13 protein-coding genes and 1 riboswitch are annotated in these 14,380 nt (G+C 32.3%); of the genes, 1 reads left to right on the top strand and 12 read right to left on the bottom strand.

Annotation, left to right across the window (positions count from 1 at the left end):
* Positions 1-164 precede the first annotated feature (164 nt).
* The 9 genes from nrdG to LG295_RS01155 all read right to left on the bottom strand — a co-directional run bounded on the left by nrdG (position 165) and on the right by LG295_RS01155 (position 9,264).
* Positions 165-701, bottom strand: coding sequence for an anaerobic ribonucleoside-triphosphate reductase activating protein (nrdG, locus tag LG295_RS01195; RefSeq protein ID WP_214268830.1), 537 nt, complete (start codon positions 699-701; stop codon positions 165-167).
* On the bottom strand, positions 698-2,548 hold the full coding sequence (gene nrdD, locus LG295_RS01190; protein ID WP_404476179.1) for an anaerobic ribonucleoside-triphosphate reductase: 1,851 nt from the start codon (positions 2,546-2,548) through the stop codon (positions 698-700). Before nrdD ends, nrdG begins: the two co-directional genes overlap by 4 nt.
* A gap of 230 nt (positions 2,549-2,778) precedes the next feature.
* Positions 2,779-3,777, bottom strand: coding sequence for a ThiF family adenylyltransferase (locus tag LG295_RS01185; RefSeq protein WP_199186482.1), 999 nt, complete (start codon positions 3,775-3,777; stop codon positions 2,779-2,781).
* On the bottom strand, positions 3,777-4,544 hold the full coding sequence (locus LG295_RS01180) for a thiazole synthase (protein ID WP_107557572.1): 768 nt from the start codon (positions 4,542-4,544) through the stop codon (positions 3,777-3,779). The genes LG295_RS01185 and LG295_RS01180 overlap by 1 nt, the downstream gene beginning before the upstream one ends.
* Position 4,545: 1 nt before the next feature.
* A complete protein-coding gene (thiS, locus tag LG295_RS01175; RefSeq protein ID WP_011304055.1) occupies positions 4,546-4,746 on the bottom strand; it encodes a sulfur carrier protein ThiS in 201 nt (66 codons plus the stop codon).
* Positions 4,736-5,848: an FAD-binding oxidoreductase gene (locus LG295_RS01170; protein ID WP_107557596.1), complete on the bottom strand. Its 1,113-nt coding sequence runs from the start codon at positions 5,846-5,848 to the stop codon at positions 4,736-4,738. Before LG295_RS01170 ends, thiS begins: the two co-directional genes overlap by 11 nt.
* Positions 5,841-6,434: a thiamine phosphate synthase gene (locus tag LG295_RS01165; protein WP_241961565.1), complete on the bottom strand. Its 594-nt coding sequence runs from the start codon at positions 6,432-6,434 to the stop codon at positions 5,841-5,843. The genes LG295_RS01170 and LG295_RS01165 overlap by 8 nt, the downstream gene beginning before the upstream one ends.
* A 59-nt stretch (positions 6,435-6,493) precedes the next feature.
* A riboswitch (TPP riboswitch) is annotated at positions 6,494-6,603 on the bottom strand.
* Between the two features lie 148 nt (positions 6,604-6,751).
* Positions 6,752-8,239, bottom strand: a complete 1,488-nt coding sequence (xylB, locus tag LG295_RS01160; RefSeq protein WP_107557571.1) for a xylulokinase — start codon at positions 8,237-8,239, stop codon at positions 6,752-6,754.
* Positions 8,240-8,340: 101 nt separating this feature from the next.
* Positions 8,341-9,264 (bottom strand): AEC family transporter, encoded by a 924-nt coding sequence (locus LG295_RS01155; RefSeq protein ID WP_404476176.1) that lies wholly within the window; start codon positions 9,262-9,264, stop codon positions 8,341-8,343.
* Between the two features lie 892 nt (positions 9,265-10,156).
* Between LG295_RS01155 and LG295_RS01150 the strand changes: the two genes are divergently transcribed.
* A complete protein-coding gene (locus LG295_RS01150; RefSeq protein ID WP_107557570.1) occupies positions 10,157-10,978 on the top strand; it encodes a helix-turn-helix domain-containing protein in 822 nt (273 codons plus the stop codon).
* An 89-nt stretch (positions 10,979-11,067) separates the two neighbouring features.
* On the opposite strand, the gene LG295_RS01145 is transcribed toward LG295_RS01150, so the two are convergent.
* The 3 genes from LG295_RS01145 to LG295_RS01135 all read right to left on the bottom strand — a co-directional run bounded on the left by LG295_RS01145 (position 11,068) and on the right by LG295_RS01135 (position 13,837).
* Positions 11,068-11,634 carry a DUF4064 domain-containing protein gene (locus tag LG295_RS01145; RefSeq protein WP_107557569.1) on the bottom strand — a complete coding sequence of 189 codons (567 nt, stop codon included), beginning with the start codon at positions 11,632-11,634 and terminating at the stop codon, positions 11,068-11,070.
* A gap of 294 nt (positions 11,635-11,928) precedes the next feature.
* The gene (locus tag LG295_RS01140; protein WP_107531936.1) at positions 11,929-12,381 is read right to left on the bottom strand and encodes a MarR family winged helix-turn-helix transcriptional regulator; all 453 of its coding nucleotides are present in this window, start codon (positions 12,379-12,381) and stop codon (positions 11,929-11,931) included.
* 22 nt (positions 12,382-12,403) lie between these two features.
* Entirely contained in the window at positions 12,404-13,837 is a 1,434-nt protein-coding gene (locus LG295_RS01135) for a YhgE/Pip family protein (protein ID WP_107557568.1), read from the bottom strand.
* Positions 13,838-14,380 lie beyond the last annotated feature (543 nt).

The raw sequence follows: 14,380 nt of genomic DNA, 5'->3' as shown, positions 1-14,380 counted from the left end.
GTCCCATCCCTATAAGTCTGACTATAAGTAAAAAGTCCGATATATTTTTATCCTAAATATACTTTACTGTATTAATATACACGCTATGATAATATCCTACTGTTTTGTTAAGTTGGTAATCGTAATTATAAGCTTATTTATCTCAACCTTGTTTCTACATTAAATTACATTAATTGTAGTTCGCATACTTGTGCCTGTGACAAAGATGCTTTTACGTCAATGACTCGCTGATTCAAAGAACCTTTATATGGTAAGTTAGGTTGATATAAATGGTTAATAAAAGGACCATCTATAAGCACATCTATATGATTAAGCAATTCATTTCTTTCACCTTTATCTTCCATTAAATATTCAAATAAAAAACCTGTCCAAACCCATAATGTCTTTGAATAGCCAAATTTTTCCCTAAATGCTTGGGCACACTTTAATGTAATGTCTAAATTACAAAATGGTTCTCCCCCTAAGATACTTAACCCGGAAATATATTCAGGTTCACAGTTTTCTAATATTTCTTCTAAGATTAAACCGTTAAACTTTTCACCATATCTAAAATTTTGCGCCACTTTGTTATAACAATTTGCACAGGCAAATGGACATCCTGAGACATATAAACTGCATCTGACACCTTCTCCATCAACAAAACTTTGTGACTCAATTTTGGCAATGTAACCTTGTCCTCTTTTAATATCTAATATTGTCATATGGTATGGTCTTTCAGATGTTTCACTCGAGCACACATTTCTTTATGTCTGCCTTCAATCGTAGGACGTTGGACTGGATTACCAAGATAGCCACATGTTCGTTTTACTACATCAACTGTAGTAGGGTCATCATTACCACACTCAGGACATTGATAGCCCGTTGCTGTTGTTTTAAAATCACCTTTAAAGTCACATTCCCTACAATGATCAATCGGAATGTTCGTGCCTAAATAGCTCACCTTATCATATGAATAATCCCATACTGCTTCTAACGCTTTTAAATTATGATTTAATTTCGGATATTCACAGTAATGGATGTAACCACCACTTGCATAAAAAGGATAATCCTTTTCAAAATCAATTTTCTCAAATGGTGTAATATCTTTTCTCACATCATAGTGGAATGAATTCTGGTAATATCCTTTATCAGTGACGTTTGGTATTTCACCATATTTCTCCATATCTAGTCTACAAAAACGATCAGTTAGAGACTCACTTGGTGTGCTATAAATACTGAACCAAATATCATATTGCTCAGTCCATTTCAACTGGTAAACTTTCATTGCCTTTAATATATCTAATGTAAATTTTTTAGCTATAGACTTTGTTTCCCAATTAGGACCATAAAACACTGTAGCGGCTTCATACAAACCGATATATCCCATAGATAAAGTAGCTCGTTTTCCTTTTAACAACGTCATAATATCTTCTGTATCCGTTAAACGATGTTTAAATGCACCATTTTTATATAAAATAGGCGCATTATCAGGTGTTACTTCAGAAATACGTTGAATGCGATATACGAGCGCATCATGCATTAGTGCCATTCGTTCATGAAATATCTTCCAAAACATTTCAATGTCACCATTAGATTCAATTGCCATTCTAGGCACATTTAATGTCACAACACCAAGGTTACATCTTCCATTATTCTCAAATTGTCCATCTTCGTTCTTCCAAGCTGGTAAAAATGAACGACACCCCATTGGAGCTTTAAAATCACCTAATATTTCGACCGTTTTATCATAATTCAAAATATCAGGATACATTCTTTTAGTAGAACATTCTAATGCCAATTGTTTTATATCATAATTCGGATCTTTCGAACTAAAATTTACGCCTTTTTTAATTGAAAACACAAGTTTTGGAAAAATGGCAGTGATACGATTTTTACCCAAACCTTTGATTCTAGTATTAAGTATTGCTTGTTGGATTTTACGGCTATATGTATCTGTTCCTAATCCAAACCCTAATGTTACAAAAGGTGTTTGACCATTTGATGTATACAATGTGTTGATTTCATATTCTAAACTTTCTATAGCACCTTCAATATCTTGTGAAACTCGATAATCAATGTAATTTTCTATGTCTTGTGATTGCACAAATTTTTCAGCCAATTCTCGATGCTTAGCTTCATTATATTGAACATAATGGCTCAGTAATTCATCAACCCTATCAATTGTACACCCTCCATATTGACTACTAGAAACATTGGCAATGATTTGTACAAGTTGGGCTGAAGCGGTTTGAATTGATTTAGGCGAAGTCACAGTTGCGTTACCAATTTGAAAACCATTCTTAAGCATACTTTCTGCATCTATTAAGCAACAATTCGTAAGCGGTTGAAAAGGATGATAATCTAAATCATGAAAATGTATGTCCCCTTCTTTATGAGCTGTTGCTACATGTTCTGGTAATAAATAATTTAGCGCATATGATTTAGATACTACACCGGCTGTTAAATCTCTCATTGTCGAAAATGTGGCACTATCCTTGTTGGCATTTTCATTTACCACTGTAGGATCTTTAGTTATTAAATGCTTTAAATCTTGTTCGAGTTTATTCATTTTATCCCCTCATTCCTATATATTGTGCCTTATTACAATTTATACTACAATATATAGTGTTTCAATGAGTGAGCTAGCCGTTCACAAATTCGTAAAATCATTTCGAAGTTTTTATGAACTTTAATTGCTTTTTCAAAATATCTGAATTAATAACATAAAAACATAGAAAACACTGCTAAACAATAGTTAATCATCCTATTGTCTAATCAGTGTTTTAAATTATTTTATATTCAACTCAAACTCTTTACAATTTCTCTATAAATTTTCTCGGCTGTCTCCTCATTTTCAACACCATAGACATTCATTCTTCCGTCTTTAAACAGGGTGATTTCATGAGGCCCATATGACAATAGTTTCACAAAGTCATTAGTTTTTTTTACGGTCATAGGTAAATAATCAGTATGGTTAAACATGTCGGCATTAAAGCGTAACAAAAACATGTCTCCGCATTGCTTCTCTATCTTGGTATCATATTTATCATTTAATAATGCATAATCATGTTTCTCACAAACATTACAATCACTTTGTTTTAAAGCACTAATGTCCATAGACTTATATTGCATATTAAAGCAATCCATAGTTATAAGTTTTTTTGAAAATGCTTCGTTAGAGACCCATCTCATTAGCTCGGAAACTTGCATACTAGCTACTTGATAAATCACTGGTGGTAGCACACCATTTATTGCACAACTTTCACCAGTACTTGGCATTGTTTCAAGTAGACATTTCAAGCATGGACCTTGATCATCGATACCATAAACAGTACCTTTACTACCAACTGCAGCACCATAAATCCAAGGTATATTTTGCTTGTTACAAGATTCATTGATTAAATATCTGATTTTAAAATGGTCCATACCATCTATAACAATATCCGGATGATATGTCGTTAATAGATTTTCAATATTTAAATTTGTTATTTCACAATCTATTGCTGTCACTTGTACGTTACTATTGATTTGATTCAACTTATGCTTTAATGCTTCAACTTTAGGTAACATCTGTTCCGCATCCAACTCATCATATAATGCCTGTCTATGTATGTTGGACAATTCAACAATATCCATATCGATTACAGTAAGTGAGCCTACCCCCATCCTTACTAACATTTCTGCACTGTGACTACCCAGTGCACCTACACCCATAATCATGACGTGTGTTTTTTGAAGTTGACTTTGACCTTGCTCACCAAACTGATGATACCTTACTTGTCGATTGTATCGTTCTATCATAAGAACCCAATACCTTCAGTTGGGCTCGATGCTTGTGCTGTATACTTCACAGGTATTCTTCCTGCTTCATAACTCAATCTTCCTGCATTAATCCCTTTATTCATTGCTTCTGCCATTTTCACAGGATTTGCTGCACTTGATATTCCTGTATTAAGTAAAATACCATCAGCACCTAATTCCATCGCATGACAAGCATCTTTAGGTGAACCAATACCTGCGTCTACGATTACTGGTACATTAACGCGTTCAATAATATAGCGCAAATTTAATGGGTTATTGATTCCTCTCCCCGTACCAATAGGTGAGGCAAGTGGCATAATTGCATGAACACCTAACTCTTCTAAGCGTTTCGCTAACACAACATCATTAGATATATACGGACAAACCGTATAACCTTTGTCTAATAACACTTTACATGCTTCATATGTTTCTAGTGGGTCTGGAAGTAATGTTTCGTCATCACCAATGACTTCTACCTTAATCATGTCGCAAACACCTGCGTGGTTAGCAATTTCTGCTATACGGATTGCTTCTTTAGCTGTCTTAGCCCCTGCAGTATTAGGAAATGTGATGAATTTCGATAAATCAACTTTTGCTAATGGATTTGGTAAATCTTTGTCATATAAATTCATGCGTCTCACTGCAAAAGTTAATACTTCTGTTTCTGACGCTTCAATAGCCTTAGTTTGTATCTCCTCATTATCAAATTTTCCTGTACCTAATAATAATCTTGAATTTAATGTAAAGTTGCCTATTTTAAACATATTAACCGCCTCCTACAAATTCTAATAATTCTAAGTTATCTTCATCATTGACTATTCGAGATGTAAATTGTTCTCGCTTAATTAATGTTTCATTATGCTCTACAATAATCCGTGTTTCATCCAGTCCTAATGATTGAATTATTTCTTGTATATTAATTGGTTGTTCAAAGTTAAATACATCACCATTAATCTTACATTTCATTTCGTTCACCTCTCCTAATCTGAAAATCGTACAATTGTTTTGGCCTATGCCCGCTGATAATCCATTGACTCATCAACTCACCTATTAAAGGCGAAAGTAAAATTCCATTGCGATAATGGCCAGCAATCACAAATAAGTCTTTATCTACTTCATCCATAATAGGCTGTTCATTTTGACAATAAGGCCGTATACCTGACCATTGATTTATGATTTTTCCATTTTTTAAATCAGGTATATAGTGCAAAGCCTGTGACTTAAGCCAAGCTTTTCCTGAATTAGACACCCCAACTGAGTAGTCATCAAAGTAACTTGTTGCACCGACTAAATATCTATTCTTTAATTTAGGGACGACGTAACAACCATTTGTCAGGAACATGGTAACATCCAAATTCAAATCGGGTTGTTCTATCAATAGTACTTCCCCTTTCACACCACTTACCGCTTCACAAGGTAAATATTGCCGTAAAAGTTTGCTTGTCCAAGCACCACCCGTGACAATTAACTTTTCAGTATAATAGGTTCCACTTTGTGTCTCCACGCGGTAGCCACTTTTTTCGGATTCAATATTGGTCACAGTTGTTTGGTATATCCTATCTATATGTCGATGTGAAAGTGACTTTAACAACGCTTTGGTATAGCGGTTTGCATTAATTTGATTATCTTCAGGCATATAGATACCATTTGTATGTTTTGAAGTAATGGCCTCGTTGGACAGGTGCTGAACATCAGTCGGGCTAAGACGTTCTACAGATGTAAAATGTTGTCTTAAAAATTGATATTGTTGTTCAATCTTTTTATTATCATAATGATCCGTAGCCAATTTTATTAATCCGCTATTTAAATACTCAATATCCACACCAACCTCTTCAAACAAACTGTCTCTTAGCGGTTCGAACATCCTTTGAGAAGTTGTTGCCAAACTAAACAAAGCACTGTTTTCGGTAAATTCATTTTGCGCGCCTAACATCCCACCCGCTTTATAAGATGCATGCTTGCCTGCTTCATCTCTATCTATCACAGCTATATTCGCAAAAGTTTGACTTAACCCACGTGCAATTGACATGCCCATGACTCCTGATCCAATAATAATGACATCATACATGCCCATCCCACACTTCCTTCATATGCTTGAGTTTTTGTTTCGAGTATTGATTAAAAATAGAAATCCCGGCTATGCCTGAAAATTCATTAGGTAAAGAAGATAAAGTATGTTGATTTATACCTCCAATTGCAATAATCGGAATATCAATTTGTAGAGCTGCTTCAATCTCAGACTTTACTCTAGGTGTTTGCTGAGGTTTAGAAGGTGTCTCAAATACGTGTCCAAACAACACAAAATCTAGCCCCAAATATTTAGCGTTAGCAATAGCATCTTTATGATGCGTAGACATACTCACTTGTATATTGGGATAATTAGCTTGTACTTCCTCAACACAGGGGTCGTTTTCCCTAAAATGAATTGCCGACAAGTCACATTTTAGGATTACATTAATATCACTATGAACAATAATCTTATCCTTAGGAAACTCATTTTTTAGTAATTCATTAACCCACTGAATGACTTCTTCAGTATTCGTTGGCACTCTTATTAATAAGTAATCAATAACACTTTCGATTTCACAGTAATGCTTAATATGTGATTTAGACAAATCTTGATATGGTGTAATAGCAATAAACAATATATTCACCCCAAATAAAAAAACGTTATTTTCCCTGGCGGAAAAATAACGTTATATGATTGCTTCTATCATAGAAAACGCCACTTTCCTACGCCAGTGCGAACTGGATCAGGTTCTAGGAATCCCTCAGTCATTACTTCAGTCTCAGCCTTTATCAAAGGCACTTCCAGTGGTTTCTATCTATTAAATTTTCAAAATAAATGTTCATTCACATCTTTTAGCGATTACTTACAATCTAACTTATAATGATTTACTTTTCAAGTATCACTTTAACATTAGTAGCACATGTTTCTAATAATAGATAACATGATTATGTGTTTTCTCACTTATAAAGACAACTCTAACAAACGTGCCGTTATAGGCCGGGTCTGACGATAGACTTCTTGATATATTTCAAAATATTTAATATAGCGTTCATGATGAGCTTTATTTGGCAGAAAAGTTCTATCATAGACAATAAATTGATTAACTACATCTTCTATGTTTTCATACCAACCCAAACCGACAATAGCTAGCATTGCAGCACCCATGCAAGGCCCTTCTTCATATTTCAATTTACTGACTTTCGCATTAAATATATCAGCCTGTAATTGTAACCAAAAATCATTTTTCGCACCACCACCGATTGATGTAATATGCGTTATGTCCTTCTCTTTTTCACGTAAATATACCAATGTTTCATACAATGAATAAGTAATACCTTCAATTACTGATCTAGCTATATCTGCATTTGTATGTAAAGTACTTAACCCGATAAAGCTGCCTCTAATTTTCGAATCGCCATGTGGTGTACGCTCACCCGAAAGATATGGTGCAAATAACAACCCTTCACTGCCAATTGTAGATTCACTTGCTAAACTTAAAATTTGATTAAAAGTTAAGTCAGGAAACATATACTTTTTCAACCAATTCAAACTATCTCCAGCAGCAAGCGTCACGCCCATTACATAGGATTTATCCTCAACAACATGATTGAAATAGTGCAAATTATGCCGATACGTCTTTCCTTCTCCTTCTTCACAAGTTAATAACGTACCAGAAGTCCCAATACTGCATAATGTATCACTGGATTTGATAACACCCGCACCAAGTGCACCGCATGCATTATCACCACCACCAGCAAAAACAGCCACATCATCTTTTAAACCTAATAATTTAGCTAGGCTACTTTCTACATATCCAATAAAATCTCCGGATGATACGAGTGGGGGATAAATATTATGAATACCAAATTGTGAGCCAATGGCCTTCGACCAATTTTTCTGTTTTGGATCCATTAATAGTGTGCTCGAAGCATCTGAATATTCCATATTTATTTTACCAGTAAGCTTAAAACGCACATAATCTTTAGGTAATAAGAATGATGCTATCTTGTTCCAATTCTTAGGCTCATGATCTTTTATCCATAGCAATTTCGTCAGTGTAAAACCTTCTAACACCGGATTGGATAACACATAATTACCAAATTGTTGTTCAATTGTTGCGCACTGATGTGTTGATCGAGTATCATTCCATAATATTGCATTTCGAATCGGTTTATTATTGCTATCTAATGCCACTAAACTATGCATTTGACCAGATAACGATAAGGCACGAATATAGATATCATTTAACGCGTTGTTACTTAATATTTGTCTAATACATACTTTTGTTGCCTCAAACCATTCATCTGGTTGTTGCTCATTATATCCAGATTGAAGTTGTATCATATCAAGCTCTTCGCTAACCTTAGCTAAAACTTCTCCTTCTTTACTCACGGCTATAACTTTAACTGAACTTGTTCCTACATCTATACCTAACACTGCTTCATTCAATATCATCGATTCCTTTTGTTAGATTTTAAATATTCAACAACTGTATCATATTGAAATAACTTTCAAATTTCCAATCATATGATATGACAATGACTCTGAAGTTAGAATAATAGTTTCGACATATAAATGACGATGACTACAGTTATCGCACTCAGTAATGTTGATAAAAAGACTAATTCAGCCGCAAGTTCTGGATGATTATCATATTCCTGGGCAATAACTGAACTATTCACGGATGTAGGCATAGCTGAAGTAATAAATAACGCTTGTGCTATGATACCTTCAAGTCCCATCAGTTTGATAATACCAAGGGCTATCACCGGACCAACAATCAGCCTCACAAATATAAACACATATGAACTTGACCACTTAAAGCTAAATTTAATATTAGCAATTTGGGCACCTAATAATAATAAGGCAATTGCTATCATTGCATCTGCAATATAGTTTGCCGGTGTCCATATAAACTTAGGTATAGGGACATTACCATAATTCAAAACAATCGCAAATATTAAAGCGTATAAAACAGGCATCTTAAAGTAACCTAATATCGCTTTAAGTTTCCCAATGTGCACAGCTTGTATTGAAAATATACCATATGAAAAAGTAAATATATTTTGTAAGGAAAGCACGATGACTTGAACAGACATCGCCAAAGGATCTCCTTTAAATACTAAATCATTTACCGGAACGCCGTAATTACCAGAATTAAAAAATAATACGCTATTCGTTAATGTTGTTGCTTCACCTTTATCCTTTGTACCAAAATAGGCCAATAACTTACCAATACCATACAGGATAATTATGTATATAATAAAGAATAATACGATATACAATAATAGCTTGATTTCAAAATTCGTCTTGTAAAATTTTACAAATATGAATCCAGGTACAAATATGTATATGTTTAACTTTGCCAATGTTTTTAAATCTAATGTGAATTTTTTCTGCAGTACATACCCTATTACAATCATAATAAAAATAGGCAATAATACAGTCTCTAAAACAATTAACATTTCATGCATTTTAGTTTTGCCCCCTTTGCCTAATTCCACTTACTTTTGTACTTATGAAATAATGAGAAATTTACATAAGTACCCCCCTTGAAAATCAATCACTCAGAGGTCACGTTAAAGCTATTTGCATATGACCTAACCATTGCAAATTCTTTTATACAAAGCAAGAACTGAGCATACTCACAAGACTGTTAAGTTATGTTTCACGTTAAACAACATGTCTCGATATTAGCAAATTAAATTTTGCTTATTAATTTATAGTAATAAACTTACTTTTTCTTTCCTTTTTTCTTATTGTTTTTCTTTTCTTCTAAAATCGACATCACGATAAAGCCAACAAGTAATATTGGTGTAAGAACTGCAACCATTATTAACATTTACTTCACCTCTTTATTTGATATTTTAAAAAATAAATTTTAAATATAGATAATAAATCAAATAGCATCCTTATAATATTAATTTACACCTTTTAAACATCTTCCTCAATAAAACAATTTAGTTTGTTCAATAAGTTTTATTTAATCCTTCAAAAACAACACCAGCAAATGACTATAGAAAAAGATTTTTAATAATTAATATACATCTAGATAATCTATAGGTTATTTATATCACCTAATCCCTCAATGAGTTGCGCATGCGTATCCAAAAACTTCTATGCTAGGATTCAAATCAAAAACCAGAGTAAAATAATGGTATTTCTATGCAAAAAATATTTAAAAATCATGTTAAACCGCCGACTAAATCGAATATTTTTATATTATTAAGTTATTTTTATTTAACTATACTTTAATAATTGACCGTAATATAAATTAGTTGTAATATTTTTAATATAATATATACTTTTGCAGCTGAAATTAATTTAAGAATTATATTTCACTATAGAAAGGTCGGAGGAATTATAGTGAATTACAACCTAGTTATTTATAAACAACATGACAAACTCAACTATCTAAATACACCTAACTTTGCAAATATATATCTAGTCATCGTAGGTGAAATTTCCTTTCAAAAATTAACTTCTACATATACTTTCCAGCAAGGTGAAATTTTTATAGTTTATGATTTCGAAGAAAATTTAATAATTAGTAGGCAAGCTACAATTGCTTGTATTTCTGTAAACAACATCACCTATCACCGTTTTTCATTAGTGTACAGAGCAGGTGCTTCAGACAATTATACACCTCCAAAAGTAATAACTGAAACTTATATTGAGACATTAAAAGCAATTCTAGAGGAAGATTTTTTCAATGCGGATATTGGAGTGATAAAACTTATTAATTACCTTAATCATTCAAAAGATAATTTGTATGTGAATATGTCATATTCAAACAAACTAATTAAAAATGTAGTCGAGTATATCAATAAAAATTATAAAAAACCTTTAACTTTATCTTACATTTCAAAGAAGTTTTATGTGAACAGTAGTTATCTCTCACGTGAATTTTCAAAAAAAATGAATATATCTTTATTAAAGTATATAAAAAAAGTGAAGATTTACAGTTTATCGAGGGATCTTTTATTACATGGTAATTGGGAATCTACCTGGAGAGAGTATGGATTTCGTTCTTACAATACTTATTTGCGTGATTTTAAAAATATAATGCACATGTCACCTAAAGAATTTATCAATCAAAATCCTATTAATCAAGTGAATGAAAGAATCGAGCAGCAAGAGTTATATAAATATTTACAACAAATATTAGATTTAATTAAACCTGAATGATTTCGCGTCATTTTTGTATATGAAAAACACCAAGTCCCTCATACATTAAGGCGACTTGGTGCTTAAAATTATGTCATTACGTTTACTATTTAGTACTTATATTTGTTCTCTTCATCTGATTTTGTATATTCATCTTTTATAGCTTCTTTTTCATTTTCTTTTTGTTCTTCTGATAAAACAAACGAATTATTGTGTTCGTTGACTTGTGAACCATCTTTAATATATGGATTTACGTCCTCATCATTATCTTTACTATAAACAGGCGCTTTTGGTTTTCTCACTAATAGCATGATACCAGCAATAATCCACAGTACAGCATTAATCCAATTACCTAATAAAGAAATTACACCTGCAATAATTAGTAAAATGCCTGCTACTTTAGCTTTTTTACCAATTAAGAATGCTGCTATCAATGCAATAATTAAAATTACAATACCTATTACTAAACCTGTAGTTACAAGTCCGCTTAGAGTACTAAAGAATGCATTAGCATCTTCATATGTAACACTAGCTTCTTCTTGCATCATTTGATTGATAAAAGTATCTTTAAGCTCACTATTTCCAAACATCGGAATTAAAACAGCCAATATTATTACAGCAATTAATTGTAGCGCAATACCAATCCACGTTAGCACACGTTCTGTTGTTCTTTTCATAACAATGTTCCTCCTATTTATAAAATTAAATTTATTAAAACAATAATCTTTACCAACATAATATAAAAAATACTTAATTACAATGTTAATTATACTAATTGCTAATATTTAAGTCTATATTTTATAGGTATTAGCATTTCTTATTATTATAAGTATTAGGTTAAAAAATTAAGAGAACCAGACCAAAACCTACTTGCTTAAAATAATTTCATTGTATTAATTTATTTCAACAAGAATGTCTACATAAAAAAATGGCCCGAAACATCAATATATGTCTCGGGTCATTTTTTGTAATTATTTGTGTTCTCTAAAAGCATTATCAATATGTGTAAGTTGATCTACGAAATGATGAACTTCTTCGGCTGTAAATTTATTTCCAAGGCGATCTTTCACTGCTTCTGTCATAACAGCTGTTGCTTTCTTCAAAAATGCTTCACCTTCATCACTCAATTTAATGAGTTTGATACGTTTATTATCTGAATACGCACGTTGCACATAGCCCATATCTTCTAATTTCGCTATACGCTTTGATGCGGCCGTTTTAAAAATATTTTGTAAACCAGCTAATTCATTAATCGTTACTTTGCCTTCAGTTTTTATAATTCTCATTGCCTCAATTTGTTCTCTTGAAAGCAAATTACTTAGCCCGGTCTCTTTAACGATATCTACAATCTCTTTATTTAAATGCAACATTACTATTTGAAACTTAATAATCGCTTCTTCAATTGTCTTATCTACATTTTCCAAATAAGCCGCCTCCGAATAACACTTATTTAAACTCTAATGAGAATGGTACCCTTTGTCTTTTGTTAAACCATAATATGACTATATATTGTAAAATCATCATTACTACAATAATACCTATGAGCAAGGCTACAACAAAACCAAAGTTAAAATGTCCTGCATGAGTAAAGATCGCTTCTCTATAACCTTGTATTGCGTATGACATTGGTGAGAATGGGTGAATCCATCTGAAGAATTGTGCAGATAATTCTATTGGGAACATCCCTTCACTTGAACTTAACTGCAGTATCAGTAAGACCATTGATATAAAGAGTCCGATTCTATCTAGCAATAGGCTTAAGAATGTTGTGATGGTAATTGCTGCGATGGCCCACAATAATCCTACCAAGATAAATTTACCGATATTATCGATAGACATGTTCAGTGCAAATATCGCCCAACTACTCATTAGAAGTGATGATATTGTACCTTGTGCAAGATACAATAATAGTTTGCCAAACGCTTGTTTAATCGATGTTGTCTCTTTACTTAATACTTTTCTTAAAGGATAAATTGCGCTAAATGAAACTGCGCCTACAAATAAACTAACACTTGCCATATATGGGACAATTGTTTCACCATATTTATCAGCTTCTGTAGCGTTATTTTCATCCACTTTCGTCACATTATTTAGAGCTTTTTCATTATCTCCTTCAAATGCGACACCGTCTTGTTGAGAAACTGATTGGTCAATTTTTTCTTTTAATTGATTATTATTTTGTTGTAATTGAGTTAAACCATCTGTAACTTGTTGATTTCCTGAAATCAATTGTTGTGCAGGCTGTCCTACTGCAGGTTCTAACTGTTTCAAACCATCTGTAACTTGTTGATTTCCATCAATAAGTTGAGATTCAGCATCTGACATTTCGCCTAAAGCTTCAGAGGTATCTTGGAAACCAGATTTTGATTTTTTGGCGCTATCAAATAATTGGTCTAAATAATTTGAACGAATATTGTCTTTGATTGAGTCTGTCACTGTATTAATGGCTTTCTGAGCTGATTGACTACCAGTGTAACTTGATCCTGGATTTACTTGTGTTTCTAAATTTATTTTTTTAGGGTTTTTATCTAATAATGTTGTTGCGTTACTTGATGCATCTTTAGGGATAATAATTGTACCAACGCTTTTCCCTCTTTCAAGTTGGTCATATGCTTCTTTTTTAGAAACCTCTTGGAAGTCAAATTTATCATTATCTTTTAATTTATCGACTACATCATCACCGATTGTAACTTTTTCATCATTCAATTTTGCAGTCTTGTCTTGGTTAACAATGGAAATCTTTAATTGATCTGTCTTATCATATGGGCTCCACATTGAACCTACAAATAATGCTACATATAGCAATGGGATAGCTGCAATTGCTATAAGCGCTATTATTAACATTTTGTTTCTAAAAATAAATTTAAATTCATTAAACATCTTTTCTTACCTTCCTTTTTTAAATTGTACACCGTGTGTACTATTAGAACTTTAAAAACCGAAACATGCTAGAGTGCTTATTCCGGGGCGTTTATAGCTATTCAAATTTATGGGGATATATAAATCTTCAAAACAGTACACCCCTTATACATTTTCATATCATACTCTCTTCAACATCAGTTGTCAATCGAAGTTATTATAATTAGCTAATTTTTATTATTGTAAAATCAATAAACATATTATATGGAATTTGTTTTCATTATATAACAATCAATTGGTAAATTAATTTGAACTTAAGCTTAGTCATTTAAATTGTCGTCATTAAAATGAAATCATAATTTTATAAGCTTACTTAATTTCATTATTAAAGTGTGCCGTATATTAATCAATCTATGCTCACTCAATATTCTACGTCTATAACTTAAATTTATATTTTCCACTTTATAATATATAATTGTTTATAGAATAATGTTGCTTATATCGTTTGCCAACACCTAGTACTCACATTACACTATGTTACACTTGGTAATATTAACCGAACTT

It is taken from the genome of Staphylococcus pseudoxylosus (assembly GCF_044794325.1).
Taxonomy (GTDB): domain Bacteria; phylum Bacillota; class Bacilli; order Staphylococcales; family Staphylococcaceae; genus Staphylococcus; species Staphylococcus pseudoxylosus.
Note: the sequence above shows the minus strand (reverse complement) of the source record. Positions and strands in the feature narration are given on the sequence as shown.